The sequence below is a fragment of the Kineococcus halophytocola genome (assembly GCF_041276425.1).
GTDB classification, from domain to species: domain Bacteria; phylum Actinomycetota; class Actinomycetes; order Actinomycetales; family Kineococcaceae; genus Kineococcus; species Kineococcus halophytocola.
In genome coordinates, this window is record NZ_JBGFTU010000007.1 from 180,260 (window position 1) to 206,899 (window position 26,640).

Here is a 26,640-nt window from a genome sequence, read left to right on the forward strand (position 1 = left end):
TGCGGGTGCGGCCCGCGGTGGACGCCGACGCGGGAGAACTGCTCACCCTCCAGCGGGCCGCGTTCGTCACCGAGGCCCAGCGCTACGGCGACCCGTTCCTGCCGCCGCTGCGCGAGGACCTGGACCACGTGCGGGCGGTGCTGGCCGACGGCGCCGTGCTCGTCCTCGTCGCGGTCACCCCGGCCGGGCGGCTGGTGGGCGGGGTCCGCGTCCGGCTCGACGGCGAGGTCGGGCACGTGGGCCGGCTCGCCGTCGCGCCGGACCGGCAGCGCGAGGGGATCGGCGCGGCTCTGCTGGCCGCCGCCGAGGACGCCGTCCCGGCCACCGTGCACCGGCTGGCCCTGTTCACCGGGGCGCGCTCGACGGCGACGGTCGCCCGCTACGAACGTGCCGGGTACGTCCGCGACGCGGCGCAGGGTTCCACCGACGAGTGCGGGATCCCCGTCGTGCACCTGAGCAAGGAGCTCAGGCCGCCAGCGTGAGGGTGGCCCGGCGGGCCAGCACGAACGGGCGCACCAGGAGCTGACCGGGCACCCCGAAGCGGCCGGCGTGCAGCGCCCGGGCCACCACCAGCGGCGGGCAGCGGCGCGAGAGCACGAACCCGGCCAGGGCGAAGGAGACCACCGAGCAGACGACGACCGAGCCCTGACCGGTGGCCAGGCCGTAGGCCGTCCACAGCGTCGCCGACACCTGGGTCAGGGCGAACGTGGAGGGGGCCAGCCCGTGCAGCGGGGCGCGCCGCAGCACGGTGAGGACCTGGGGGAGCATCCGCACCAGCGAGACCGCGGTGGCCAGGACTCCGACGACGAGGACGCCGCCCAGGGCGAACGTCACGGCCACGACCGGGACCCACGCCGCGACGGCGAGGACGGCGTGCCGCAGCGGGACGCCCAGCCGGCGACCGGCGAGGACCACGGTCACCACCGTGCACCCCAGGCCGGGGACGTTGGCGAGGATCTGGGCCGGGTCGAGCAGGGCCAGGCCGTAGCTCAGCCAGGTGCCCGAGGCGAGGACCGCCAGCACCGCCGAGGGGTGGGACAACCCGGTCGCGTCGGGGCTGCGCAGCAGGCGCAGGACCTGGGGGACACCGGTGAGGACGCCGAGACCGGCGGCGAGCAGCCCGAGCATCGGGACGAGGGTGGTGAGAGGCACGTGCCTCTGTCTCGACCGGTACCCGGTCCCGGCTTGAGGGGAGCCCCGGGCGGTGGGGTGAGAGCTGGCTCACACCCCACCGGCGCGGTGGTCGGGGCCGGTGGTCAGGACCGGTCGGCGAACCGCCGGTGACCCTGCGCCGGGACCTGGGCCACGTCCGCCCCGGCGGGACCCGCCGCGGTGCCCTCGGTGGCCTGCGGCGGGGACACGAGGCGCACGCGCGGCAGCGCGTCGGGGTGCTCGCGCTGCAGGAACCCGACGAGTTCCTCCCGGACGGCGCAGCGCAGGTCGAACAGCTGCCCGCCGGAGTCGGCGCTGACGAGCACCCGCACCGTCACGGCCCGCTCGGACGTCTCGGTCACGGCCACGGAGAACGTCTGGCCGTTGAACAGCTCGTGCGCGCGTACGAAACGTTCGGCGCGGAAACGGAACTCCTCGACCGGGACGGTCCAGTCGAGCTGCAGCTCGACGGCGCCGATGATGTCGGCGGAGTTGCGCGTCCAGTTCGCGAACGGCGTCGTCGTGAAGTACGTCGAGGGCAGGATGAGCCGGCGCTGGTCCCACAGCCGCACGACGACGTAGGTCAGCGTGATGTCCTCGATGTTCCCCCACTCGTCCTCGACGACGACGACGTCGTCGACGCGGACGGCGTCGGTGAAGGCGATCTGCAGGCCCGCGAACACGTTGGCCAGCGACGTCTGGGCGGCCAGACCGGCCACGACCGACAGCAGCCCGGCCGAGGCCAGGATGCTGGCCCCCATGCCCCGCGCCCCGGGGATCGTCAGCAGCATCGCCGCCGCGGTCACCACGACGATGAGGGCCACGACGACCCGCTTGACGAGGTACACCTGCGTGCGCCGCTGCCGCTGGCGCCGGTTGTCGGCGACGTCGACCCGGTAGCGCAGCAGCAGCACGTCCTGGACGACGTTGGCGGCCACGATGGCCAGCCCGGCCCCGAAGGCGACGGCGAGCAGGCCCAGGACCGTCAGCGTCGGCTGCCGCCAGTCCGCGGGCTCGGTGTAGATCCGCAGCGAGGACATCGCCGCGAGCGTGCCGAGGATCCCGGCCAGCGGGCGTCGGCCCCGCTGGGCCAGGCTGGCGAGGATCTCGTGCTTGCGGCCCAGCCGCCGCACGCCGAGGGCGACGAGCTCGCCCACGGTCGCGGCCAGGGCGGCGGCCACGAGGGCCACGCCGAGCGTGAGCCAGACGGAGGTGCTGATCGAGAACGAGATCGCGGACGGGAGCGAGAACGGGATGACGAGCTCCTGCGGGTCGGTCGAGGGTGGACATCGACGTCCTGCGGACCCGCACCACCGTAGGCGAGGGTCAGCCGGGCAGCCAGCTCACCCGTCCCACGAGGGCCGCGTACCCCACGAACGCCACGACGTCGATGGCCGTGTGCGCGACGACGAGCGGCATCGTGCGGCCCCACCGCTGGTACACCCACCCGAAGACCAGACCCATGGCGACGTTGCCGACGAACCCGCCGACGCCCTGGTACAGGTGGTAGGACCCGCGCAGCAGGGCGCTGACCAGCAGCGCGGGGAACCAGCGCACGCCCAGCTGGGACAGCCGGTGCAGCAGGTACCCGGCGACGAGCACCTCCTCCAGGATTCCGTTCTCGGCCGCCGCGAGCACCGAGACCGGCACCGCCCACCACGTGTCCGGCAGCGTCGAGGCCGCCACGTTCGTGTTCAGCCCCGCCGAGCGCGCCCCCAGGTACAGCACCAGGCCGCAGCCGCCGATGACGGCGGCCAGGCCCAGGCCGGCAAGCACGTTGCGCCCGAGCCGGCGGCTGTCGAAGCCCAGCGTGCGCAGCGAGCGCCCGTCACGGGCCAGCAGGTAGGCGACGAGGAGGACCGGGGCCAGGCCCGAGGCGATCGAGACCAGTTGCAGCGCGAGGTCCAGCCAGGGCCGGTCCGGGGCGTAGCTGCCCAGGACCGTGGAGGTCTGCGCGTTGATCGCGACCGGCGCGGTGAGGATGCCGACGAACCGCACGAGCGCCCGCACCCCGCTCATCCCGAGGGAGACCGCGAAGACGGCGACGACCTCCCAGACCAGCAACCGCCGCGCGCGCGGGTCGGTGACGACCGCCGCGCGCGGCCACGCCGCCGGGGCGATCGTCACGGCCCGCTTCACGACGACCCCAGGTGCTCCAGGACCGCGGCGTGCAGCAGCCCGTTGGTGACGACGGCGTTCCCGCCGTGCGGGCCGTCGACCCCGGCGCGGGAGGTGAAGCGGCCCCCCGCCTCGGTGACGATCGGCACGAGCGCGGCCATGTCGTGCAGCGCCAGCTCCGGTTCGGCGGCGACGTCCACCGCGCCCTCGGCCAGCAGCATGTAGGACCAGAAGTCGCCGTAGCCGCGGGTGCGCCAGACGGCGCGGGTCAGGCCCAGGAAGCGGTCCAGCGCGCCCTCGTCCTCCCACCCCGACAGCGAGGAGTAGGCCAGGGAGGCGTCGGCCAGGGAGGACACCGAGCTCACCGACAGGCGCGTGGCCGAGGACAGGCTGCGTCCCGTCCAGGCCCCCGAACCCGTCGCCGCCCACCAGCGCCGCCCCAGGGCCGGGGCCGAGACGACGCCCACGACGGGGACGCCGTCGTCGAGCAGCGCGATGAGCGTAGCCCACACCGGCACCCCGCGGACGAAGTTCTTCGTGCCGTCGATGGGGTCCACGACCCACTGCCGGGCCCCGTGGCCCACCAGGCCGAACTCCTCGCCCAGCACCGCGTCGCGCGGGCGGGTGCGCTTGAGCTGGGAGCGGATCAGCTCCTCAGCGGTGCGGTCGGCATCGCTGACGGGGGTCAGGTCCGGCTTCGTCTCCACCTGCAGGTCCAGGGCCTTGAACCGGTCGGTCGTCACCCCGTCCACCTGGTCGGCGATGACGTGCGCCAGGCGCAGGTCGTCGTCGTAGCGTGGGGCGGCGGGGGAGGCGGGGGGCAGCGGCACGCCGCGAACCTACCGCCCGGCGCGCCGGGACCACGGACCCGTGCGCGTGCACCCGTTCAGGTGATGCCCAGGACGGTCGAGGATCCTGGGAGCGGGGTGGGTCCACCCCGGTGGACACATCCCGTCGAGACCAGGAGGACGGCGCATGGCCGGCACGACGAACCGGGTCGAGGAGCTGCCCGAGGACGGCTTCGAGGACGGTCCCGGGGAGGGCCGGGAGGGCCGGGAGGACCGTGGTGGGACCGGTCACGCCCCCGGTCACCTGTCGGCGCTGCCCGTCTCCCCGCGCGGCCGGGGGCTGCTGCTGCTGCTCGGCGGGGTCCTCGGCTTCGTCGCGGCCTTCACCCTCACCGTCGAGCGCATCATGCTCGCCGAGGACCCGAGCTACGTGCCGAGCTGCAGCCTGAACCCGGTCATCTCCTGCGGCAGCGTCATGGTGACGCCCCAGGCGGCCCTGTTCGGCTTCCCCAACCCCCTCATCGGCATCGCCGCCTTCGCGGTCTCCACGTTCCTCGGCGTCCTGGTGCTCTCCCGGGTGGCCCTGCCGCGCTGGGTCGAGCGCGCCTACCTGGGCGGCATCACGCTCGGGGCGGTCTTCATCGGCTGGCTCATCAGCCAGAGCCTGTACTCCATCCACGCCCTGTGCCCGTACTGCATGGTCGTGTGGGCCGTGGTCATCCCCACGTTCTGGGTCCACCTGGCCGACGCCCTGGACCGCGGGCTGCTGCCCGTCCCGGGGGGGGCGCGCGCCGCGGCCCGCGCGGTGGTCGACTACCGGGTCCTGCTCATCGTCCTGAGCTACGCCGCGGTGCTGGCCATGGTGGCCGTGAAGTTCTGGAGCTACTGGAGCACGCTGCTCTGAGCCGCCCGGGGGCGTCCACCTGGACGACGCCCGCGCGGTGACCGGGCAGGACGGGCACCGTGATCCTGGAACACGCCGTCCTGGACGTCCGGCCCGGCCAGGCCGGCGCCTTCGAGGCCGCCTTCGCGCAGGCGAAGACGATCACCTCCGCGACGCCCGGCTTCCAGCGACTCACGGTGTCGCGTTGCCTGGAGCGTCCCGACGCCTACCTCCTGCTGGTGCAGTGGGACACCCTCGAAGATCACACCGAGGGCTTCCGGGGATCGGTGCAGTACCAGGAGTGGAAGCGGCTGCTGCACCACTTCTACGACCCGTTCCCGACCGTGGAGCACTACCGCGAGGTCGCCACCGCCTGAGTCGGCTCCGCTCGACGCCGGTCAGCGGGATGGTCGGACGACCGTCGTCACCACCCCCGCAGTCTGCGAGCATCCGAGGATGAGCACCGAGCGGGCCCAGCAGGCCTCCACCGCCGAGCAGGAGCGCGTCGGCTTCAAGACCTGCGTCGGCGTCGTGATCATGTTCCTCACGGTCGTGCTGTTCGTGACGGCGAGCACCACGCGTGACGTGGTGACGGGCTGCATCCTCTTCCTGGTCGGGGCGCAGTTGGTGCTGCCCGGGGGGAAGCAGGGTCGTGCGCTGCGGGTGGCGAGCGCGGTGCTCGCCGTGGCGGCGGTGGCCCTGGTGGTCGTGGACATCGCTGTGCTGTGACCCCGTGGTGGGCCGGATGCGGTGAGGAACGACGTCACACGAAGGCGGGGGCACCGTGGGATGACCGAGTGTTCTCCACGGGTGGAGTTGAGAACGCACCGCGCGCTGTTGTGTTGCGTTCCAACACCCTCTACGCCCCAGCAGGTGTCAGAACGTCACACATCGCCCGACCGTGGACGGCGCGGCCATCGGTAAGACCGCGACGTCCTCGCCGGTCCCACAGCTGTTCCGACGTGGGATCGGTCGTGGGACCGGCCTCGCGCCCGTCGGCGGGAGCGTGATGTCGGGAGCGGTGGTGCCGCCGCGGCCGTGCGTTCCCCGCACCGGCGCGCCACCGCGGGCACCGGTCCGCTAGGAGGGTTCCCGCGGGGAGTCGCCACCCTCCCCGGCCTCCGGGGTCCCGGTGCGCACGTCGACCGACGGCAGGCCCACGACCGTGCAGGTGGTCGAGGCGATGGCGATGCCCGCCTCGTCCAACCCGGTCAGCACCTGGCGGGAGATGGCGTCCTTGACCCCTCGAACCCCCCGGTGGTGGACCAGGAACCGCAGGGACAGCTCCAACCAGTTGTCGGTGATGCGCCAGTAGACCGCCGGGGCCAGGTCGGCGTCGGCCATGGCGTAGCGGGTCCTCATGCGCGCCAGGGCCCGCTCGGCGTCGGGGTCGTCGACCACGGCGTGCGCCCGCGCGGCGTCCAGGAGCACCGCTTCGGCGCGGGTGCGGTCGGCGGTGTAGGGGACCGGCACCGCGATCTCCTCCCACAGGTAGGGGAAGTCGCGGGTGTAGTTGTAGACCGGCTCCTCGAAGATCACCCCGTTCGTGACGGTGACGATCCGGCCGGTGTACTGCCGCGAGTGCACCCAGACCGCCGGGTCGGCCCCGTCCACGGCGGGAGGCTGGCCCATCTCCATGATCGTGGTCTTGAGGAACCCCAGGCGGACGACGTCGCCGCGCACCCCGCCCAGGACGATCCGGTCCCCGACGCCGAAGGTGTCCCCGCGCAGGATCACCGCGTACGCGGCCAGGGACAGGACCACCTGCTGCAGGGCGAAGGCCAGACCCGCGCTGAGGAGGCCGACCCCGGTGGACACGTCGGTCTCCGGGGTGATCCAGATCGAGACCAGGCCCAGGACCAGGACGAGCGCGGTGACGACCTGCAGGCCCTGACGGGCCCAGAACCGGCGGGGGTCGGCGACCTGCCCTCCCAGCACGCGCCGCAGCACGGACCGCGCGGCGGCGTGCAGGGCCACGACCACGGCGAGCAGGGCCAGGGTGAACAGCACCTTGACCCCCGTGGTGGTGCTGACCCCGACCAGCGTGACCCCCAGGACCTGCACGGCACCGGAGGGGTCCACGCCCGTCCCGGTGACCCCGGTGCCGACCGTCGAGGCCAGGGCCCCGCCCCTCACGTCGCCACCCCGTCCGCGCCCGGTACGACTCCCGTCACCGACGTCACCCCGCCTCCACCGCTCCGCCCGGGTCCACCGCCGTTCCCGGGACCGGCAGGGACCTCGGTGCACAGTGGCACCGTCCGCTGAGCCCCGCCCGTCGAGACCCCGTTCATCGAGGCACCGTTCGGCGGGCCGCCCGGGAACCGCGGCGGGGGAGCGGTGGGCGGGGTGCGCCACCGCCGCCACGGCACCTCGCGGCACCTCGCGGCACCGCGCGGTGGTCAGGGTGCGACGACCACCACGTCGCGCCCGGACGCCTTGGCCCGGTAGAGCGCGGTGTCGGCCCGGGCGAGCACCTCGGACAGCTGCTCGCCCTCGCGCAGCACGGCGACGCCCACGCTGACGGTGACCTGCAACCGCTCGCCGTGGACCTCCACGGGGGTGCGGCGCACCCCCAGGCGCAGCCGTTCGGCCACCTCGCGGGCGTCCAGCTCGCCGCGCCCCTCCTGCGCCGGGGCGCTGACGACGAGCGCGAACTCCTCCCCGCCGTAGCGGCCCAGGACGTCGCTGTCGCGCGTCTCGTGCTGCAGCCGGCGGGCCACGGTGGTGAGGACCTCGTCGCCGGCGGCGTGGCCGTAGGTGTCGTTGACCGACTTGAAGTGGTCCACGTCGACCATGACCACCGCGACCGGCCGGCCCGGCGCGGCGTGGCGCACCCGCTGCTCACCCAGCCGCAGCAGGTGGCCGCGGGTGGCCACCCCGGTGAGGGAGTCGGTGCGGGCCAGGTGCTCGACCTGGGCGAACAGCCGCGCGTTCTCCAGGGCGATGGCCGCCGGGGCCGCGAGCGCCTCGGCGACGTGCGAACGGGCGGCCGGGCCGTCGGGTCCGCCGGTCAGGACGAGGGCCTCGGCGACCAGCCCGGTCCGGTCCCGCAACGGCACGACCAGCCACGACACCGGCTCCGGCACCTGCTCCGGCACCTGCTCCGACACCGGTTCCTCGGCCAGGTCCAGCAGCCCGGCCAGCCGGGTCGGCAGCGTCCCGGTCCCGGACTCCCCGCCGGTCCCGTCCCCGGTGACGGCGTGCCCGCTCTCCAGCAGCCGGGCGCAGTCCGCCTCGCCCTGCCAGTCCCGGTTCCAGGGGACCTCGCGGACCGCGGGGCCCGCGGCGGTGGTGACCAGCGCGGGCGGGTCGGGGTCGGGGGCCGAGCGCACCCCCACCGGGACCAGCGCGGCCCGCCGGCCGCCGAGCTCGGCCAGCGCCGCGCGCACGAGCCGGTGCCGCACCGTGGGCAGGTCCAGGCTGCCGGAGACCTCCTCGGTGACCCGGCGCACGGCCTCGGCGAGGTCGCGCTCGCGCTGCGCGCCGTGGACCTCGATCTCCAGGCGGGCCGCGCGCGCGGTCTCCAGCGACGCCGCGACCTGGCCGGCGATGAGCTGCAGCAGCTCGACGTCGCCGCGCCCGAACGCGCCCTGGGCCACGGTGCTGACCGCCGACAGGACCCCCGTGCGGCGGCCCCGGACCAGCAGGGGGACCGCCACGACGCTGCGCGCCACCTCGTCGCCGCCGTGCGCGCCGCGGGCCGCGCCGGTGGTGGGGCCGGTGGTGGGGCCGGCGGGGGCGGTGGCGTTCTCCAGCGCCCCCCGCACCACGGGGCGGCCGGTGCGGGCCGCGCGGGCCGACGCCGGGTCCACCGCGACCTGCGGGGGCAGGTCGGTGCCGGCGCGGGTGCGGCCGGCGACCACGACCAGCTCGTCGTCGGGGTCCAGCACCGCCAGCACGGCCCGGTCGGCCCCCAGCACCTCGCACGCCTGGTCCAGGGCCAGGCGCACCACGTCCTGCGGGTCCAGCACCTGCGCCGCGTGACCCACGTCGCGCATGGCCGACAGCAACCGGCGCCGTCGCCCCGGGGCGGGGGTCCACGCGCCGCGACCGGCGGCACCGGGGCCGGAGGGCTGCGTGGGGGAGCGGTCGGCGCGGTCGCGCTGGACGAGGGCCACCCACCCGTGCTTCTCGGCCAGGGCGGTCGCCATCCAGCGCAACCGCTCGGCGTCGGGGTGGGCCCCGGTCTCCTCCAGCACCTCGGCCCGCAGCAGCAGGGTGCGGTGGTCGACCAGCGGGGCGTCCAGGCGGGCGGCCCGCACCTCCGCGCGCCGCAGCAGCCGCCGCGCTCGCACCGGCGCCCCCAGGCGGTGCAGGGCCTCGGCCCGCACGACGTCGAGGTGCGCGGCCTGCACCGCGCTCGTCCCGCGACCGGTGCGCCGCAGCAGCCCGCCGCGGCCCGTCGTGCGTGTCAGCGCCCGCAGCGCCACGCGCAGCTCCCGCTCCCGTTCCCGCACCCGGGTGCCGTCCCCGGCGTCGGTGGCGGCCCGCAGCTGCGCCAGCCGCCCCCGCACGACGAGCAGCAGCGCCCAGCGCACCTCACCGATCCCGCGCAGGGGGGTGCGCCGCGCCGCGCGCAGGACCTCGCGGGCCACGGCGTCGAAGCGGTCGGTGAGGTCGACCTGCTGGACGAGCCAGTCGGTCCGGGCCAGCAGCAGGTACCAGGAGTGCAGCGGAGCCACCTCGCCCGCGTCGCCCGCGTCGCCCGCACCGTCCGCGTCGTCCGCGTCACCCGTCTCGTCCGCGTCCCCCGCCCGCGGACCGGCCGCGGGGGCGCTGCGGCCCACCGCGTCCAGCACGTCGCCGGCCTCGCCGGGGCGGCCCTTGGCGCCCAGCACGGCCGCGCGCAGCAGTTCCAGCTCGACCGGCACGTCCGCGTCCTCGCGCACCCGCCGCACGGTCCGCTCGTGCCAGGCGCTCGCCGCCCCGAGGTGCCCGGCGGCCAGCCGTTCCGCCGCGACGGCCAGGGTCCCGGCGACGTGGGCGGGCAGGTCCAGCCACTGCCCGTCCTCCTCCAGGACGTCGGCCACCGCCCGCCACGTCCCGTGCCGGCGCAACCGCCGCAGCCCGTGGGCCAGCCGCAGGGAGGCCAGGACCACCGGGTCGGTCTCGACGCGCCCGGGGGGTGCGGCCGGGGTCAGGGGCCGGCCCAGGAGGTTGTGGGTGCCCGGCAGCCGCACCGGCAGCAACGTCGAACGCCCGGTCCCGGCCTGCAGCAGCGCCGCCCGCAGCGTCCAGCGGGCGTCGCGGGCCAGGTCGGCGCGACGGGCCCGCAGCGCGCGGGCCCAGGACGCGACGGCCGTCGCGACGGCCGTGCCCGCCCGTCCGTGCTGCAGGTCCGCGGCGGCGGCCTCGCGCAGCAGCACCGCGTGGGCCCCCTGGAGCGTGGCCCGCTCCACCTCGCGGGCCGAGTCCAGCCGGTGCCGGCTGTCGTGCCGGGCGGCGCGGCGCGCGGCGGTGGCCAGCAGGACCGCCAGCGACGTCACGGCGAACACCAGCCAGCCCCCGGGCCGCGACGGGCGCGGGGCCCCCAGCGCGGCCAGGCCCCCGGCGGCGGCCCGGGCCGCCCGCCCGGGGCCGGTGGCGGCCCGTTCGTGCCGGTGGACGGTGGCGAGCTCGCCGAGGACGACGGCCCGGTCCACGGCGCCGGCCGTGGCGTCGTGCAGCTCCTGCAGGTGCGCGCGGGCCTCGGCGTGGCGGCCCTGGCGGGCCAGGCAGGACGCCAGCACCCGGCGCCAGCGGGGATCGAGGTCGAGGCCGGCGTCGGTGGCGGTGCGCACGGCCCGGGTCAGCAGCGCCACCGCCGTCTCCGGGGTGGCGCGGCGGGCGGCCTCGACCCCGGCGGCGGCGCAGGCGGCCACGACGTCGCCGGGGGCCACCGCCTCCCCGGCGCGCAGGTGCTGGTGGGCGCAGGCGAACAGGGCGTCGCGGTCGGGGACGGCGGCCCCGGCGCGGGCCCCGGCCCGGGTGTCCTCGCGCAGGACCCCGGCCAGCCGGGCGTGCAGCCCCCGCCGCTCGTCCTCGCGCACCCCCTCCAGGACCGCGTCCACGACCTGCTGGTGCCAGAACTCGTGCCGCCCGTGCGGCAGCGGGCGCAGCAGCCGGGCCGCGACCCCGGCGGCCAGGCCGGCGTGCACCGCGTCGGCGTCCAGCTGCGGCGACGCGGCCCGCCGCACGAGGTCGTCGGGGACCGAGCGCCCGCAGGCCGCGGCCAGCCGCAGGACGTCGCGGTGCGCCGCCGGCAGCTCGTCGACGCGGTGCAGCAGCGCGTTGAGCAGGCGCGGGGCGACCGGGACCGCCTCCAGGGCGGCGTGCTCCAGGCGCCAGTGCCCCCAGTCCGGCAGCAGGCCGCCCTCGTCCAGCAGCGTCGTCAGCAGCGCCAGCAGGGCGCCGGGGTTGCCCGCGGCGCGCGAGACGAGGGCGGTGGCCACCGAGTCGGTGACGACCGCCCCGGGCAGCCGCCGGCGCACGACCGCGCGGGCCGCGGCGTCCGAGAGCGGGGGCACCTCCAGCACCAGGGCGCGGTCGGTGTCGAAGCCGGGGACGGCCCCCGGGTCGTCCTCGCCCGAGCGCACCCGGTCGACGAGGACGACCAGCAGCGGCAGGTCCGAGCACTCCCCGGCGACCCAGCGCAGCACCCCCAGCGTGGAGACGTCGGCGTGCTCGGTGTCGTCGAGCACGACGAGCAGCGGCCCCGTGCGCGCGGCGTGGTGCAGCAGCTCCTCGGCCAGGGCCTGCGGACGGGGCTCGTCCTCGGCCCCGGCCTGCGGACCCCCGTCCGCGCTCGACAGGCCCGCGCTCGACAGGCCCGCGACCGCCATCGCCCGGCGCAACGCGCTGAGCGGGGAGCTCGGGGACGTGGTGGTGTCGAGCACGACGGCCGACCCGCCGTGGGCCGAGACCTTGCGCCGCAACCGGTCGACGAGCACCGAGCGACCGGAGCCGGCCGCCCCGCGCACGAGGACGAGCCCACCGGAACCGGCCCGGGCCGCGTCCCAGGCCGACTCCAGCAGTGCCGTCTGCCGGCCGCGTTCGAGCAGCGGCCCGTCGGCCGGGCTGGTCCAGCTGCGCCGCCCCAGGACGACGTCGGGTGCGGTGGCGGCCGCGATCCGGGCGAGCTCGTCGGCGACCGCCCCGGCGTCACCGGGGCGGTCCTGCGGGTCGCGGGCCAGCAGCCGGCGCAGCAGCACCGCCAGCGCCCGCGGCACGTCCGGGCCCAGGACGTCGGTGTCCAGGGGTTCCAGCCGCGCCAGGCGGCGCCGCACCTGGGCCGGGTCCGAGCCCTCCACGGGGGTGCGCCCGGTGAGGCACTCCAGGAGCACCGCCCCCACGGAGTACAGGTCCGAGCGGTGGTCGACCGGGCTGCGCACGACCCCGGCCTGCTCCGGTGAGCGGTACAGCAGGGCGCCCGCCTCGGCGTCGGAGGCGTCGACCGTGGCGCCGCCGCCGGGGACGGAGCCGCCGCCGGTCGACAGGTGGGCCACGCCCAGGTCGACCAGCACGCCCCGGCCGGTGCGCGTGAGCAGGACGTTGGCCGGTTTGACGTCGCGGTGGACCAGCCCGGTCACGTGCAGGGCGTGCAGGGCGTCGCACACGTCCACGAGCAGGCGCAGCGTCGTGGGCACCGGCAGCAGCCCCGAGGGCAGGCCGCCCGGGTCCCCACCGGTGCCGGCGGCCGCCAGCGGCGGGGAGTGCAGCAGGTCCGCCAGCGAGGTGCCGTCGTGGGCGTCCATGACCAGGGCGAGACGGCCCTCGACCTCGGTCACGGCGTGCACCCGGGTCAGCCCGGGGTGGTGGACGCTGGCCAGCAGGGCCGCCTCCCGGCGCAGGGTGCGGTCGGCGTCGGTGCCCTCCCCGGCCCCACCGTCCCCGCCGGTGCCCGGTCGCTGCCGCTTCAGGGCGTACTCGCGCTCGCCGCGCACCGCCAGGTGCACGACCGACCCCGCGCCCCGGCCCAGTTCGCGCAGCACGGTCCACGGGGGGTGCGGGGCCTGCAGGGCGTCCGGGGTGGGGGCGGGCGCCGGTGCGGGCACGGCCGGCGGGCCGGGCGTGGCGGGGCCGCGGGGGGAGGGAGCCGTCGCCCCGCGATCGCGGGGCCGGGTGGAGCCCGCTTCGCCCATGAAGAGCCGCTCCCTCGTCGTCGACCGGTCGACGGTCACACTAGGGCATCACCCGTGGACGGCGAGTGCAGCCGATCATGGCGCCGCGGCCTCGTCCCGGGGACTGCGCCGGGCCGCGAGCAGCCGCCGGAAGGACTGCAGCCGAGCCGGTCCGGCCGCCCCGGCCCGCCCCTGCCCGACCCAGTCGTCCAGGGCGCAGTCCGGTTCGTCGTGGGTGCAGCCGCGGGGGCACCCGGCCTCCCCGGGCAGCAGGTCCGGGAAGGCGCGCAGCACCGACTCCGGCGCCACGTGCGCCAGCCCGAACGAGCGCACGCCCGGGGTGTCGATCACCCAGCCCCCGCCGGGCAGCTCCAGCGCCGCCATCGACGTCGACGTGTGCCGGCCCCGGCCGGTGACCGCGTTGACGTGACCGGTGGCCCGGGCCGCGTCCGGCACCAGCGCGTTGACGAGGGTCGACTTGCCGACCCCGGAGTGCCCCACCAGCACGCTGATCCGGCCCGCCAGGCGCTCGCGGACGGCGTCCAGCCCCTCCAGCCCCCCCTGCCCGTCGGCTCCGCGGGAGGTGACGACGGCGTCCAGGCCCAGGGGTGCCCACGTGTCCAGCACCTCCGAGGCCGGCCGCAGGTCGCCCTTGGTCAGGCACAGCAGCGGGGTCATCCCGGCGTCGTAGGCCGCCACCAGGCAGCGGTCCACCAGCCGCGAGCGCGGTTCGGGGTCGGCCACGGCCGCCACGACGACGAGCTGGTCGGCGTTCGCCACCACCACGCGCTCGATCGGGTCGGTGTCGTCGGCCGAGCGCCGCAGCGACGTGCGGCGCTCCTCGATGCGCACGATGCGGGCCAGGGTGTCCACGGCGCCGGAGACGTCCCCGACCAGGCCGACGCGGTCACCGACCACGACGCCCTGGCGGCCCAGCTCCCGGGCGCGCATGGCCGTCACGGCGCGAGCCTCGGCGGTGCCCTCCCCGACCAGGACGGTGGACCGGCCCCGGTCCACGGCCACGACGAACCCCGCGACCGCGTCGGCGTGCGCGGGCCGGTCCTTGGTGCGCGGGCGCGAGCCCCGGCGGTTGGGCCGGACCCGCACGTCGTCCTCGTCGAACCGGCCCACCGGTCCGCGCTGGCGCGGGCTCAGGCTCCGACCCCCGCCAGCATGGCCGCCCACATCCCGGGGAAGTCCGGCAGCGTCTTGCCGGTCGTGGCGATGTCCTCGACCAGGACCCCCTCCACGGCCAGGCCCAGCACGGCCCCGGCCGTGGCCATCCGGTGGTCGGCGTAGCTGCGGAACACCCCGCCGTGCAGCGCCGCCGGGTGCACCAGCAGACCGTCGTCCGTCTCCTCGGCCCGCCCGCCCAGCGCGTTGACCTCGGTCACCAGGGCCGCGAGCCGGTCGGTCTCGTGCCCGCGCAGGTGCGCGATGCCGCGCAGCCGGGTGGGGGAGCTGGCCAGGGCCGCCAGCGCGGTGATCACCGGGGTCAGCTCCCCGGCCTCGTGCAGGTCCAGGTCCACCCCGTACAGCTCCCCGGTGCCCTCCACGAGCAGGCCGTCGCGGTCGAGGGTGACCTCGGCGCCCATCTGGTCCAGCACGTCGCGCAGCACGTCACCGGCCTGCGTCGTCGCCTGCGGCCAGCCCGGGACGCGGACCCGGCCCCCGACCGCGGCGGCGGCGGCCAGGAAGGGACCGGCGTTGGACAGGTCCGGCTCGACCTGGACGTCCAGGGCGCTGATCTGCCCGGCCTCCACGAACCAGCGGCCCGGGGTGGCGTCGTCCACGACGACCCCGGCGTCACGCAGCACCTCCACGGTCATCCGGATGTGCGGCAGGCTCGGGACGGGCGGGCCCTCGTGCACGACCTCCAGCCCCTCGCGCGTGCGGGCACCCACGAGCAGCAGCGCCGAGACGAACTGGCTGGAGGCCGAGGCGTCGATGCGGACCGTGCCGCCGCGCAGCCCGTCGGCCGGGCCGTGGACGGTGAAGGGCAGCATCCCGCGGCCACCGTCCTGGACCTGCGCGCCGAGCTGGCGGACGGCGTCCACGACGGCCCCCATCGGGCGCTCGCGGGCCCGCTCGTCGCCGTCGAACTCCACCGGGGAGGGGGCCAGGGCGGCCACGGGCGGCAGGAAGCGCATGACGGTGCCGGCCAGGCCGCACTCGACGCGGGTGCCACCGGTGACGGGTCCGGGGCGGACGACCCAGTCGTTCTCGTCCAGCCGCTCACCGCGGTGCCCGCCGGTGGACACGTCGGCCCCGAGCCGGCGCAGCGCCTCGGCCATGAGGGTCGTGTCCCGCGAGACGAGCGGGTCGCGCAGGATCGAGGGCCGGTCGGCCAGGGCGGCGACGACGAGGTAGCGGTTCGTCAGCGACTTCGAGCCGGGTACCGCCACCACGGCGTCCAGGGGACCGGCCGCGGTGGGCGCCGCCCACAGCGTGCCGTCCGCGGGGACCTGCGCGGGGACCTGCGCGGGGGCCTGCGCGGCGGCGCCGGCCCCCGCGGTCGGTCTCGAGGGTCTGCTGGACGGATCGCTCGATGTCACGGGGGCATCCTCGCAGCCGCGTCGGACACGCGGCGAGCCCCGCGCCGCGCACCCGGGGGGGGCGCGGCGCGGGGCTCGTCCACGGCTCGGGTCAGGTCCCGGGTCAGGGCCGGGTCAGGAGATGCGGGCCGCCGCGAGCTGGACGTCCTTCTTGCCGAGCTCGGCGGCGTGGACGGCCTCGCGGGCGGCCAGGCGGGCCATGCGCTGCGCGTCGCGGCCGGCGCGCTTGCCGCGCCACAGGGCCCCGGGCTTGCCGGCGGTGTCGGCCGCGGCCAGCAGCGCCGCCCCGAGGAGGCCGACGTCGACGAGGAAGTCGTGCAGGACCTCCTTGCGCACCGCCGCGTCCTTCTCCGACCAGAACGGGTGGTTCACCGCCGCGCTGGGGGCCGCGGTCGCCGCCAGCACGGTGGCCGACAGGCGCGGGGCCTTGCCCAGCGCGAACAGCACCCCCGCCCCGGCCATGGCGGCCCCGTTGACCCGGACCAGCAGGACCGGGTCGTCCGGCAGGCGCAGCGGACCGGCCGCGCGGTGCACCAGCGGCTCGGCCGAGGGGGCGAGGTCGCCGGCGTGCCGGAGCTGGTCGATGCCGTTCTTGATGAAGATCGCCGCCAGCATCGGTCGGGCCAGTCGTCGCACCACAGTCATGGGAGTTGCCTACCGCAAAGCCGTGATCACCGCGACCGCGGGTGCACGCCGGGGTGGTGCCGGGGGTGGTGCCGGGGGTGGTGTGGGGGGCGGGTGTCGGGGGCGGGTGCCACAGTGCTCCCCATGTGCGGTCGCTACGCCTTGAGGAGAGACCTCGACGACCTCGTCGAGGAGTTCGAGGTCGACGAGAACACGCTCACCGGACCCGACGCGGACGTGACGCTGTCCACCAACGTCGCCCCCACGACGACCCCGCCGGTCGTCCTGGAACGCTTCCGCAGGGACGACCCCGACGCCCCGCCGTCGCGCTCGCTGCGGGCGCTGCGCTGGGGGCTGGTCCCGAGCTGGTCCAAGGACGCCTCGGGCGCGGCGCGGATGGTCAACGCGCGCGCCGAGACGCTGCTGGACAAGCCGGCCTTCGCCAAGGCCGCGCTCGCCCGGCGCTGCCTGGTCCCGGTCGACGCCTGGTACGAGTGGCAGACGAGCGCGAGCGCGACCGAGGGCGGCAAGCCCCGCAAGCAGCCGTTCGCGGTCGCCGCCGCCGACTCCTCGGTGCTCTCACTGGCCGGGGTCTACGAGTTCTGGAAGGACCCGGCCGCGGCCGAGGACGACCCCGCGCGCTGGCTCGTCTCCTTCGCCGTGGTCACCACGGCCGCCGAGGAGGGGCTGGACCGCCTGCACGAGCGGATGCCGCTCGTGGTGCCGCGGGACCTGCGCGACGCCTGGCTGGACCCCTCCCTCGACGACGCCGAGGACGTGCGCTCGCTGCTGGACGCGGTGCCGCGTGACCTCTTCCTCGGCGGCACCCTGACCGCGCACCCCGTCTCCCGGCGCGTGGGCGACGTGCGCAACACCGGTGCGGACCTGCTGGACCCGGTGCCCCCGGCCGAGCTCGACGGCGTCGTGGACCTGCGCACGGGGGAGCTGCTGGGCGCCTGACCCCGGTCCCGGCCCGCACCCGGAATGGTGCCGCCGGTGGCGGCGTTGTCGGGGGCATGCCGTTCGCCCCACCTCTCGAACCAGCCCGCGAGTCCGCGCGCCGGGTCGAGCCGCGCACCTCCTCGCGGGGTCCGCTCGGCCCGCCCGGTCGGCGTCCGGACGGCCGGGGACCGCGCGGGGGCGGGGCCCGCCGCCAGGGCCTAGGCTCGACCGCGATGACCGAACAGACCGCGCGGGTCCCCGCCGAGGACCCGGCCCAGATCCTGGCGCAGGAGACGGCCGATGAGCGCGCCGCGCGCTTCGAGCGCGACGCCCTGCCGTTCCTGGACCAGCTCTACTCCGCCGCCCTGCGCATGACGCGCAACCCCGCCGACGCCGAGGACCTCGTCCAGGACGCGTTCGCGAAGGCGTACGGAGCGTTCCACCAGTTCACGCCGGGGACGAACCTCAAGGCGTGGCTGTACCGCATCCTGACGAACACGTACATCAACACGTACCGCAAGAAGCAGCGCGAACCGCAGCAGTCGCACTCGGACGAGATCGAGGACTGGCAGCTGGCGCGCGCGGAGTCGCACTCCTCCCGCGGGTTGCGCTCGGCCGAGACCGAGGCGCTGGACCACCTGCCGGACTCGGACGTGAAGCGGGCCCTGCAGCAGGTGCCCGAGGACTTCCGCCTCGCGGTGTACCTCGCCGACGTCGAGGGGTTCGCGTACAAGGAGATCGCCGAGATCATGGGCACGCCCATCGGGACGGTGATGTCCCGGTTGCACCGCGGCCGTCGGCAGCTGCGCGAACTGCTGCGCGACTACGCGGTGGACCGGGGTGTCTCGGGGGCCGCGCCCACGCAGGAGGGAGCGTCGTGAGCACCCCGGGAAGCACCCCCGACGGCACCGACCCCGTCGCCGCGTCCCACGCGGCCCAGTTGTCGCACTGCCAGGAGGTCCTGGACCGCGCCTTCGAGTACCTCGACGGCGAGATGGCCGACCTGGACTGCGAGAAGCTGCGCTCGCACCTGGAGGAGTGCGCGAGCTGCCTGGCGCAGCTGGCCGAGGACGAGCAGCTGAAGCAGGTCATCCGGGACGGCTGCCCGTGCGAGGAGGCCCCGCAGACGCTGCGGGCCCGCATCCTCGTCTCGATCACCGAGGTGAGCACCACGACGGTGAGCGGCACGCCGTTGCGCTGAGCGTCGCGCCGAGCCGCACCACCCGTGACGCACGAGGGCCCCGGATCCGCTGGATCCGGGGCCCTCGTCGTCTCGTGCGCGCGCTCAGGCGTTGGGGCGCTTGCCGTGGTTCGCGGCGTTGCCCTTGCGCGAGCGGCGCTTGCGGCCTCGCTTGCTCATGGCGGTCCTCCTCGTCGTGCGCTCTCGAACGGTCCGTGCAGGGGTGTCGCGGTCGTGCTGCGGTGGTGCTGCTGCGGCAGCCCTGCGCCGCCGACCATCGTCCCACGGGGTGAGGGGTGCTCAAGGTCGCCCCGGCCCGTCCCGATGCCGCAACGGTGACGATCACGCAGGGGACCGAGGAGTCGCGGGGCGCCGGGCACGTGGCCGCCCCCGCCGAACCGATCATCACGCCCTACCTGCGGGCGCTGGTGGACCTGCGCGGGTCAGACCTGCACTGCAAGGCGGGGTCCCCGCCGCGCATCCGGATCGACGGCCGGCTGCGCTCGCTGCAGGCCCCGCCGCTGACGCCGGAGGCCACCGAGCGGATGCTCGAGCAGATCCTGCGCGCCGACCTCGTGGAGGAGTTCGCCCGCACCAACGAGGCCGACTTCGCCTACAGCCTCCCGCACGGGGCGGGCCGCTTCCGCGTCAACGCCTTCCGCCAGCGCGGGTCGGTCGGCCTGGTGCTGCGCCGGGTGGCCGCCCAGGCCGTCCCGCTGGCCGGTCTGGGGGTCCCGCCGGTCATCGAGCAGCTCGCGCTGGAGCACCGCGGGCTGCTGCTGGTCACGGGCCCGACGGGGTCGGGCAAGACGACGACGCTGGCCGGGATGATCGACCACATCAACTCCGTGCGCGAGAGCCACATCGTCACGATCGAGGACCCCATCGAGGTCCTGCACACCGACAACCGCTCCATGATCAGCCAGCGCGAGGTGCGGCTGGACACCGCCGACTTCACCACGGCGCTGCGCGCGGCCATGCGCCAGGACCCCGACGTCATCCTCGTCGGGGAGATGCGCGACCAGGAGACGGTGAAGGCGGCGCTGTCGGCGGCCGAGACCGGTCACTTCGTCATGTCGACGCTGCACACGATCGACGCGGCCGAGACGATCTCGCGCATCATCGACTTCTTCCCCCCGCACGAGCAGAAGCAGGTCCGCCTCGCCCTGGCCGGTTCCCTGCGCGGCATCGTCTGCCAGCGCCTCGTCCCGCGCGCCGACGGCGCCGGGCGCTGCGTGGTCATGGAGATCTGCATCAACACCGGCCGCATCGCCGACGCGATCGCCGACCCGGACAAGACGAACCTCATCACCGACCTCATCAAGGAGGGCCAGTACTACGCGATGCAGACGTTCGACCAGCACCTCGTGGCGCTGGTCCGCGACGGGATCGTCACCCTGGAGGACGCCCAGGGCGCAGCCTCCAGCCCGCACGACCTGTCCGTGGAGCTGCGTCGCCTGGGGATCCTGGCCTGAGGTCCGGCCCGCCCGGCTCCGCGCGGGGGGCGCTGGCAGACTGCGGGCATGGCGACCCGCGGTGACCTGCACGACGTGGCGCCGGTGCGGTCGCTGCCGGCCGGCGCATGACGTTCCTGCGCCGCCTGTTCGCCGACGTCCACTCCCGCCTGCAGGGCCACGACCTGTTCCTCGTCTCGGCGGGGGTGACGTTCTACGCCGCGATCGCGCTGGTGCCCTCCCTCGTCGTGGTGGTGCGGTTGCTGGCCGCGGTGATCGGCCCCGAGCAGGTGCTGCGGCTGGCCGACGCCGTGGGCAGCGCGCTGCCGGGCGCGCAGGGCGCCGGTGACGTCGTGCGCGACCTGGCCGCGACCGCCGTGGACGTGGGGTGGCTCGCCGCCGTCGTCGCCCTCGTCCCGGCCACCGTGTACGGGGAGGGGTTGCGCCGGGGGTTCGCCCGCATCAGCGTGCGCCACCCCGACCCCGCGCCCGCCGCGGTGCAGGGCCGGACCGGGGCCTGGGCGGTGCGCGCGCGGGCGCTGCCCCTGCTGCTGCTGGCCCCCGCGGGGTTCCTCGCGGTGCTGGAGGTCGCCCCGTTCCTGGTGCGGCTGTTCGGCTCCGGCACCTTCGGCAGTTCGGCCCTGGCCGTCTACGTCGCCCTCAACGTCGACTGGCTCGTGGTCTCACCCGTGCTCGTCTACGTCTACAAGGTGCTGGGGCCGGTGCGGACCGGCTGGTGGGCGGCGTTGTGGGGCGCCTACGCCACGGGCGCGTTCGTGTCCGGTTTCCTCCAGGGGTTCGTGCTGTTCCTCGCGATCCCCGTCGACCTCGGCGCCCCCTTCGGCGGGTACACCCAGGTCGGTGGGGCCGTCGCGGTCTGCCTGTGGCTGTGGGTGTTCACGGCGCTGACGGTGTACGGGTACGCGGTGACGCTGGAACTCCAGCGCCACCGCGACCGCCGGCTCAGCCGGGTGTGAACGCCCCGCCCGGTCCCACGGCTGCACCCACGGCTGCACCCACGGGGACCGGCGGTGGGACCGGGCGTGGGTGCAGCCGTGGGTGCCCGTTCCACGTCGCCCGGGCGACGTCGCGGGGACACCCGCACCTCAGCCCACGTGGTGACACCCGTGGGTGCCCCCAGCACGTCGTGGTGGTGGCACCGGTGCCCCCGGGACGTGCCGTCCCCGGGGGTGCGCGGCCACCCGAGCCGCCCACCCCGGCCCGTAGGCTGCCCCCGTGACCGCGCACGTGCAGGGCCTGTTCGTCTTCCCCGTCAAGGGGATGAGCGCGCAGCCGCTGGAGCGGGTCACGCTCACCGCCGGTCGCGGCGTCCCGCACGACCGGACGCTCGCGCTGGCCCGGCCCGGCGGGGCGTACGAGCCGGGCATGCGGCACGGCATCTCCAAGCGGGAGTTCTTCGTCCTCGTCGCCGAGGAACGGCTCGCGGCCCTCACGACGCACCTGGACACCGCGACGGGGGAGTTCACCGTCGACGTCCGCGGGCACCGGGTCCTGACCGCCGACCTCGGCACCGACGACGGGCTCGCGCAGCTCCGCGCGTTCTACGCGCGCGTCCTGGACCTCCCGCCGGGCACCGAACCCGTGGTCGCCCGCGACGACGGGCGCCGGTTCACCGACACCGCCCACGCCTCCGACGAGGCGATGGAACTCGTCTCCGTCCTCAACCTCGCCTCGGTGCGCGACCTCGCGCGGCGCACGGGCAGCGAGCTCGCCCCGGGCCGGTTCCGGGCCAACGTCCACCTCGACGGCCTGCCGGCGTGGGCCGAGCGGGACCTGGTGGGGGAGGAGTTCTCCCTCGGCGGGGTGCGCGTGCGCGGGGTGCACCCCACCGTCCGGTGCGCCGCGACGGAGGTCGACCCGGCCACCGGACGGCGCGACCTGCCGGTGCCGCGACTGCTCTCGCGCACGTACGGCCACGACGTCATGGGGTTCTACGTCGAGGTCGTCGGCGGTGGCGAGCTCGCGGTGGGGGACCCCGTCCGGGAGGTCGTCGGTGCCTGAGACCCAGCCGGACCCGATGCGCCTGCTCGTCGCGGACAAGACCGACCTCACCGACGCCGTCGCGCGCTTCGTCCTGCGCGACCCCGACGGCGCCCCGCTGCCGGCCTACCGCGGCGGGGCCCACGTCACGATCACGACCCCCTCGGGGGAGCGGCGCAGCTACAGCCTGGTCGAACCCGGTGGCCGCCGGCCGGTCGAGTACGTCGTGTGCGTGCGCCGCGACCCCGGCGGGCGGGGCGGGTCGGTGAGCCTGCACGACGACGTCGGCCCGGGCGACACGCTGGAGGTCACCTGGCCGGCGAACGGGTTCTCCCTCAAGCGCGCCAGGCGCTACCTGTTCATCGCCGGCGGCATCGGCATCACCCCGGTCCGGGCGCTCGTCGCCGAGGCGCGGGCCCGCGGCGGTGCGGACGTCCAGCTCCTCTACCTGACCCGCGACCGCGCCGGCACCGTCTTCCGGGAGGAGTTCGAGCAGGACGGGACGCTGCTGCACCACAGCGCCGAGCGCGGCCGACTGGACCTGTGGCCGTTCCTGGAGCACCCCGACGACGACACCCGCGTGTACTGCTGCGGGCCCACCGCCCTCGTCGAGGAGGTGCTGGCGCTGACGGCGCACTGGCGGCCCAGCCGCGTGCACGTCGAGGACTTCGCCGGTGTGGACCCCCTGGGCGGGCGACGGACCCCGTTCACCGTCGTCTGGGCCCCCACGGGGGCACGGGTCGAGGTCCCGGCCGACCGGACGATGCTCGCCGCGCTGCGCGAGGCCGGGATCGCCGTGGACGCCTCGTGCCACTCCGGGACGTGCGGCACCTGCCGGCTGCGGCTGCTGGCCGGCGCGGCCGACCACCGCGACCTCGTCCTGACCGCCGAGCAGCGCGCCGGGCACGTCATGCCCTGCGTCTCGCGGGCCCTGGACGAGGAGCTGACGGTCGGGCCCTAGCCAGCGCCCCGGACCGGTGGGACGCTGCGGAGCGTGGACACGTTCACCACCGACCGCATCGGCGGGCTCGCCGTGCGGCGCAGCGGGACCGGCGAACCCGTGCTGGCCCTCCACGGCTCCGGCGGGGGTCTGCAGACCCTGGCGCCCCTCGCGGCCCACCTGGGTGGTTTCGAGGTGTGGCGCTTCGCCCGCCGCGGCTACCCGCCGAGCCCGAACGGTTTCGGCCGCAAGAGCTTCGCGGCCGAAGTGCGGGACGTGCGGGCGCTGCTGGAGACCGTGCGCGCCGTGACCGAGTCCGACGTGCACCTGCTCGGCGTCGGCTACGGCGCGACGCTGGCGCTGCACACCGCGCTGGCCGAACCGGCCGGGATCCGCTCCCTGGCCCTCGTCGAACCGCCGCTGCTGCTGGCCGGCCCGCGCGTGGAGGACGTCCTGGCCCGGTACCGCAGGCTCCTGGAGGGCGGTGAGCACCGCGCGGCGGCGGACCTGCTGGCCCGGGAGGTCTCGCGGGTGCCCGAAGCGCTGCTGGCCGCGCTGTCCACGCTCGCCGGTCCCGACCTGCACCCGGGCCCGCTGGAGGCGGCCCGGCTGGCCGAGGGCTGGACGCACGACCTGGAAGCCCTCGCCGGCGACGACCTCGACGTGACGCGCTGGTCGGGGTTGCGCCCGGAGCTGCCGGTGCTGCTGGCGCAGGGCGCCGACAGCGCCGACCCGCTGCCGGCGGGGATGGACGCCCTGGCGGCGGCCCTCCCGCACGCCCGGCGGGTCGTGTGGGAGGGCCAGTCGCACCTGGCGGCCAGCGCGGCCCCCGACGTCGTCGCGGCGAGCCTGCGGGAGTTCTGGCCGTCCTAGACCGAGTCCGGGGCCGAGTCCTGGGCCGACCCCTCGTGCAGCATCCGGGCCAGGAACGTCCGGGTGCGTTCCTCGCGCGGGTTCCCGATGACGTCGCCCGGGGCGCCGTACTCCACGACGACCCCGCCGTCCATGAAGACGACCTGGTCGGCCACGTCCCGCGCGAACGCCACCTCGTGCGTCACCACGACCATCGTCGTGCCGTCGGCGGCCAGTTCGCGCATGACGGTCAGCACCTCGCCCACGAGTTCGGGGTCCAGCGCCGAGGTGGGTTCGTCGAAGAGCATGAGCTTGGGCTGCATGGCCAGCGCCCGCGCGATCGCCACGCGCTGCTGCTGGCCGCCGGACAACTGGGCGGGGTAGTTCTGCGCCCGGTCGGCCAGCCCCACGCGCTCCAGCAGCTCGTGCGCGCGGGCGTGCGCCTGCGCCTTCGCCACGCCCCGGACCCGGATCGGGGCCTCGACGACGTTCTCCAGTGCGTTCAGGTGCGGGAACAGGTTGAACCGCTGGAACACCATGCCGATGTCCCGGCGCTGCCGGGCGATCTCGGTGTCGTTCAGCCGGTGCAGCCGCCCCTTCCGCTCGGCCAGCCCCACGAGGTCGCCGTCGACCCAGATCCGGCCGGCGTCGATGCGTTCCAGGGAGTTGATGCAGCGCAGGAACGTCGTCTTGCCCGACCCCGACGGCCCGAGCAGGCAGACGACCTGCCCGGCGTGGACGTCCAGGTCGATGCCCCGCAGGACCTCGACGTGGCCGAAGCTCTTGTGGACGTTCCGGGCCTTCACCAACGGCCGGTCCAGCGGCTGGCTCACTTGGCACCCCCCGGGCCCAGGGAGACCCCGGCGGCCGCGGGTCGCCGGGCGGGGGTCCCGCCGTACCCGCGGCTGAACCGCTTCTCCAGGAAGTGCTGCCCCACCATGAGGATCGAGGTCGCGATGAGGTAGTAGAGGACGGCGGCCATGTTCCCGGCCATCACCTGGTAGGTCGTGTTCTTGATCTGGCTGACCCGGAAGAACAGCTCGGTCGCCACGGGGATCGCCGCGAGCAGCGAGGTGTCCTTGAGCATGGCGATGACCTCGTTGCCCGTGGGCGGCACGATGACGCGCATCGCCTGCGGCAGCACGATGCGGCGCATGGCCAGGCGCTTGGACATCCCCAGGGCCTCGGCGGCCTCGTGCTGGCCCCTGTCGACGCTCAGCAACCCCGCGCGGGCGATCTCGGCCATGTACGCGGCCTCGGACACCCCCAGCCCGACGATGCCGCCGAACACGCCGCCGAACAGCGCGAACAGGCTCTGCTGCGAGATCGTCAGCAGCCGCAGGTCCGGCGTCCCGAACCACTGCTGCAGCAGGAAGTCGAACGGCACCCCGATCGACAGGCCCGTCGCGAACAACGCGCCCAGGCCGCCGGTGATGGACAGCAGCACGTAGCGCGGGATCGCGCGGAAGAACCACGTGAACGTCCACGCCGTCCCGGCCAGGACCCGGTTGTCCGACAGGCGCAGGACGGCCAGCAGCACCCCGCCGGTGATCCCGATGACCATGGCGCAGACCGTCGTGAACAGCGTCCCGACGAGCAGCCCGCGGATGACGATGGTCTGGTTCATCACCTCCAGGGTGAAGGGCCAGTCGAACGCCGGGTTCGTCACCAGCAGGTGCACCAGCATGAGCGCGAGCACCGCGATGACGGCCACGGTCACCCACCGCCACGGGTGGCGCACCTCGACGGCGTCGATGCGTCCGGGACGTTCCTCCTCGTCCCGGACGCCGGAGGTGCCCGGCGCCTCCGGGGTGCTCACGAGACGGCGGGGTTGACCGGGAACTCGGTGACGGCCCCGTTCTCCCCGCCCCACGGCGTCAGCGCGGCCTCGTAGGACCCGTCCTCCGCGATCTCCGCCAGGGCGGTCGAGATGGCCTGCGCGGCGTCGGTCTCGGCCTTCGGGACGACGATGCCGTAGGGGGCCGAGTCGTAGACGTCACCGGCGAGCTCGAGCTGGTCGCCGGTCTGCTCCACGGCGTACGCGGCGACGGGGGAGTCGGCGAGCATGGCCTTGGCGCGGCCCTGGACGACGGCGGCGGTGGCGTCCTCCTGGGAGTCGAAGGACAGCACCTGGATCTCCGGCTCGCCGGCGGACGTGCACGCCTCCTGGCGCGCGGGCAGGTCGTCGTCGGACTGGGTGGTGCCGGTCTGGACCGAGACGGTCTGCCCGCAGGCGTTGTCGGGGTCGATGCCCTCGGGGTTGCCCTTCGCCACGACCCACTGGGTGCCGGCGTTGTAGTACTGGACCATGTTCACCTGCTCCAGCCGTTCGGGCGTGATGGTGAACGAGGAGATCGCCGCGTCGTAGCGGTTGCCCGTGACGCCGGTGAGCAGGGAGTCGAAGCTGGCGTTGGAGTACTCCACCTCCACGCCGAGCTTGGCGGCCACGGCGTTCATGACGTCGATGTCCATGCCCTTGATCGTCGTCCCCTCGAGGAACTCGTTGGGGGCGTACTCGGCGTTCGTGCCCACGCGCAGGACACCGCTGTCCTGGACCGACTGCGGCAGCATCGCCGTCAGCGCGGGGTCGGCGCTGCCCGTGGGAGCCGGGGCGGAGGTGGTGGAGGAGCCGGAGCCGGAGCCCCCGGACAGGGAGTCGGAGCCGCAGCCGGCGGCGGTCAGGCCGACCGCGGCGAGGGCGCCGACGGTGACCAGCAGGGAACGGCGGGCGGTGGAACGAACGGGCACGGGTACCTCCGGTGACGGGTGTCGAGCGAGCACAGTGTGGACCAGGTGAACGCCCGCAGGTGCGATCCGCCGGACCCGGCCCCGGTTCGTAACGCACTCGTCACACGCGGACCGCCCGCGACCGGGGTCCGCGGGACCGCTCCTCCTCGAGCGGCGCCGCGAGAACCCCGGGGCCGGGCCTCAGAAGCTGTCCTCAAAGGGTTGAGGGGGCCGAGCGGGTCAACCGCCGCAGCATCACCCGGCTGTAAGCGATCTGCACCATCGCCACCGCCGAGGCCACCGTCCGCTCGTAATCCCGAGCCAG

General features: G+C 75.6%; 25 protein-coding genes. 12 read left to right on the forward strand and 13 right to left on the reverse strand.

Going from position 1 to position 26,640, the window contains the following annotated elements:
• Positions 1–5: 5 nt before the first annotated feature.
• On the forward strand, positions 6–482 hold the full coding sequence (locus AB2L27_RS08055) for a GNAT family N-acetyltransferase (RefSeq protein ID WP_370440953.1): 477 nt from the start codon (positions 6–8) through the stop codon (positions 480–482).
• Here the strand turns inward: AB2L27_RS08055 and AB2L27_RS08060 are convergent.
• The 4 genes from AB2L27_RS08060 to hisN all read right to left on the reverse strand — a co-directional run bounded on the left by AB2L27_RS08060 (position 466) and on the right by hisN (position 4,100).
• A complete protein-coding gene (locus AB2L27_RS08060) occupies positions 466–1,152 on the reverse strand; it encodes a hypothetical protein (RefSeq protein WP_370440954.1) in 687 nt (228 codons plus the stop codon). The two genes, AB2L27_RS08055 and AB2L27_RS08060, sit on opposite strands and share 17 nt — an antisense overlap.
• 104 nt (positions 1,153–1,256) lie before the next feature.
• On the reverse strand, positions 1,257–2,342 hold the full coding sequence (locus AB2L27_RS08065) for a mechanosensitive ion channel family protein (protein WP_370440955.1): 1,086 nt from the start codon (positions 2,340–2,342) through the stop codon (positions 1,257–1,259).
• A gap of 136 nt (positions 2,343–2,478) precedes the next feature.
• Positions 2,479–3,279, reverse strand: a complete 801-nt coding sequence (locus tag AB2L27_RS08070; protein ID WP_370440956.1) for a CPBP family intramembrane glutamic endopeptidase — start codon at positions 3,277–3,279, stop codon at positions 2,479–2,481.
• 8 nt (positions 3,280–3,287) lie between these two features.
• Positions 3,288–4,100 carry a histidinol-phosphatase gene (hisN, locus tag AB2L27_RS08075; protein ID WP_370440957.1) on the reverse strand — a complete coding sequence of 271 codons (813 nt, stop codon included), beginning with the start codon at positions 4,098–4,100 and terminating at the stop codon, positions 3,288–3,290.
• Positions 4,101–4,245: 145 nt separating this feature from the next.
• Here hisN and AB2L27_RS08080 point away from each other — a divergent pair, with 145 nt between their 5' ends.
• The 3 genes from AB2L27_RS08080 to AB2L27_RS08090 all read left to right on the forward strand — a co-directional run bounded on the left by AB2L27_RS08080 (position 4,246) and on the right by AB2L27_RS08090 (position 5,670).
• On the forward strand, positions 4,246–4,962 hold the full coding sequence (locus AB2L27_RS08080; protein ID WP_370440958.1) for a vitamin K epoxide reductase family protein: 717 nt from the start codon (positions 4,246–4,248) through the stop codon (positions 4,960–4,962).
• A 59-nt stretch (positions 4,963–5,021) separates the two neighbouring features.
• On the forward strand, positions 5,022–5,318 hold the full coding sequence (locus AB2L27_RS08085; protein ID WP_370440959.1) for an antibiotic biosynthesis monooxygenase family protein: 297 nt from the start codon (positions 5,022–5,024) through the stop codon (positions 5,316–5,318).
• A gap of 79 nt (positions 5,319–5,397) precedes the next feature.
• Positions 5,398–5,670 (forward strand): hypothetical protein, encoded by a 273-nt coding sequence (locus AB2L27_RS08090; RefSeq protein WP_370440960.1) that lies wholly within the window; start codon positions 5,398–5,400, stop codon positions 5,668–5,670.
• Between the two features lie 351 nt (positions 5,671–6,021).
• Here the strand turns inward: AB2L27_RS08090 and AB2L27_RS08095 are convergent, their stop codons facing one another.
• The 5 genes from AB2L27_RS08095 to AB2L27_RS08115 all read right to left on the reverse strand — a co-directional run bounded on the left by AB2L27_RS08095 (position 6,022) and on the right by AB2L27_RS08115 (position 16,240).
• Entirely contained in the window at positions 6,022–7,077 is a 1,056-nt protein-coding gene (locus tag AB2L27_RS08095; RefSeq protein ID WP_370440961.1) for a mechanosensitive ion channel family protein, read from the reverse strand.
• A 263-nt stretch (positions 7,078–7,340) separates the two neighbouring features.
• A complete protein-coding gene (locus AB2L27_RS08100) occupies positions 7,341–12,974 on the reverse strand; it encodes a diguanylate cyclase (protein WP_370440962.1) in 5,634 nt (1,877 codons plus the stop codon).
• A gap of 162 nt (positions 12,975–13,136) precedes the next feature.
• Positions 13,137–14,171, reverse strand: a complete 1,035-nt coding sequence (gene rsgA / locus AB2L27_RS08105) for a ribosome small subunit-dependent GTPase A (RefSeq protein ID WP_370440963.1) — start codon at positions 14,169–14,171, stop codon at positions 13,137–13,139.
• A gap of 20 nt (positions 14,172–14,191) precedes the next feature.
• Complete coding sequence (gene aroA / locus AB2L27_RS08110) at positions 14,192–15,595, reverse strand: 3-phosphoshikimate 1-carboxyvinyltransferase (protein WP_370440964.1); 1,404 nt, start codon at positions 15,593–15,595, stop codon at positions 14,192–14,194.
• Between the two features lie 114 nt (positions 15,596–15,709).
• Positions 15,710–16,240 carry a DoxX family membrane protein gene (locus tag AB2L27_RS08115; protein ID WP_370440965.1) on the reverse strand — a complete coding sequence of 177 codons (531 nt, stop codon included), beginning with the start codon at positions 16,238–16,240 and terminating at the stop codon, positions 15,710–15,712.
• A gap of 123 nt (positions 16,241–16,363) precedes the next feature.
• Here AB2L27_RS08115 and AB2L27_RS08120 point away from each other — a divergent pair, with 123 nt between their 5' ends.
• The 3 genes from AB2L27_RS08120 to rsrA are packed head-to-tail and all read left to right on the forward strand — an operon-like array spanning position 16,364 to position 18,362.
• Entirely contained in the window at positions 16,364–17,179 is an 816-nt protein-coding gene (locus AB2L27_RS08120; RefSeq protein WP_370440966.1) for an SOS response-associated peptidase, read from the forward strand.
• 56 nt (positions 17,180–17,235) lie between these two features.
• Positions 17,236–18,042 (forward strand): sigma-70 family RNA polymerase sigma factor, encoded by an 807-nt coding sequence (locus AB2L27_RS08125; RefSeq protein WP_370440967.1) that lies wholly within the window; start codon positions 17,236–17,238, stop codon positions 18,040–18,042.
• Positions 18,039–18,362: a mycothiol system anti-sigma-R factor gene (gene rsrA / locus AB2L27_RS08130; protein WP_370440968.1), complete on the forward strand. Its 324-nt coding sequence runs from the start codon at positions 18,039–18,041 to the stop codon at positions 18,360–18,362. The genes AB2L27_RS08125 and rsrA overlap by 4 nt, the downstream gene beginning before the upstream one ends.
• 84 nt (positions 18,363–18,446) lie before the next feature.
• On the opposite strand, the gene AB2L27_RS08135 is transcribed toward rsrA, so the two are convergent.
• Complete coding sequence (locus AB2L27_RS08135) at positions 18,447–18,521, reverse strand: 50S ribosomal protein bL37 (RefSeq protein ID WP_099052597.1); 75 nt, start codon at positions 18,519–18,521, stop codon at positions 18,447–18,449.
• Between the two features lie 200 nt (positions 18,522–18,721).
• Here AB2L27_RS08135 and AB2L27_RS08140 point away from each other — a divergent pair, with 200 nt between their 5' ends.
• From AB2L27_RS08140 to AB2L27_RS08160, 5 genes are all read left to right on the forward strand, one after another.
• Positions 18,722–19,816, forward strand: a complete 1,095-nt coding sequence (locus AB2L27_RS08140; RefSeq protein WP_370440989.1) for a type IV pilus twitching motility protein PilT — start codon at positions 18,722–18,724, stop codon at positions 19,814–19,816.
• Positions 19,817–19,923: 107 nt separating this feature from the next.
• Positions 19,924–20,772 (forward strand): YhjD/YihY/BrkB family envelope integrity protein, encoded by an 849-nt coding sequence (locus tag AB2L27_RS08145; protein ID WP_370440969.1) that lies wholly within the window; start codon positions 19,924–19,926, stop codon positions 20,770–20,772.
• Between the two features lie 259 nt (positions 20,773–21,031).
• Complete coding sequence (locus AB2L27_RS08150; protein ID WP_370440970.1) at positions 21,032–21,817, forward strand: MOSC domain-containing protein; 786 nt, start codon at positions 21,032–21,034, stop codon at positions 21,815–21,817.
• Entirely contained in the window at positions 21,810–22,757 is a 948-nt protein-coding gene (locus tag AB2L27_RS08155) for a PDR/VanB family oxidoreductase (protein ID WP_370440971.1), read from the forward strand. The genes AB2L27_RS08150 and AB2L27_RS08155 overlap by 8 nt, the downstream gene beginning before the upstream one ends.
• Before the next feature lie 33 nt (positions 22,758–22,790).
• The gene (locus AB2L27_RS08160; protein WP_370440972.1) at positions 22,791–23,609 is read left to right on the forward strand and encodes an alpha/beta fold hydrolase; all 819 of its coding nucleotides are present in this window, start codon (positions 22,791–22,793) and stop codon (positions 23,607–23,609) included.
• Here AB2L27_RS08160 and AB2L27_RS08165 read toward each other — a convergent pair.
• Genes AB2L27_RS08165 through AB2L27_RS08175 form a run of 3 tightly spaced genes read right to left on the reverse strand, consistent with a single transcriptional unit; the run spans position 23,606 to position 26,336 of the window.
• Positions 23,606–24,421: an amino acid ABC transporter ATP-binding protein gene (locus AB2L27_RS08165; protein WP_370440973.1), complete on the reverse strand. Its 816-nt coding sequence runs from the start codon at positions 24,419–24,421 to the stop codon at positions 23,606–23,608. The two genes, AB2L27_RS08160 and AB2L27_RS08165, sit on opposite strands and share 4 nt — an antisense overlap.
• Positions 24,418–25,407: an amino acid ABC transporter permease gene (locus AB2L27_RS08170; protein ID WP_370440974.1), complete on the reverse strand. Its 990-nt coding sequence runs from the start codon at positions 25,405–25,407 to the stop codon at positions 24,418–24,420. Before AB2L27_RS08170 ends, AB2L27_RS08165 begins: the two co-directional genes overlap by 4 nt.
• Positions 25,404–26,336 (reverse strand): ABC transporter substrate-binding protein, encoded by a 933-nt coding sequence (locus AB2L27_RS08175; RefSeq protein WP_370440975.1) that lies wholly within the window; start codon positions 26,334–26,336, stop codon positions 25,404–25,406. The genes AB2L27_RS08170 and AB2L27_RS08175 overlap by 4 nt, the downstream gene beginning before the upstream one ends.
• Positions 26,337–26,640: the final 304 nt, after the last annotated feature.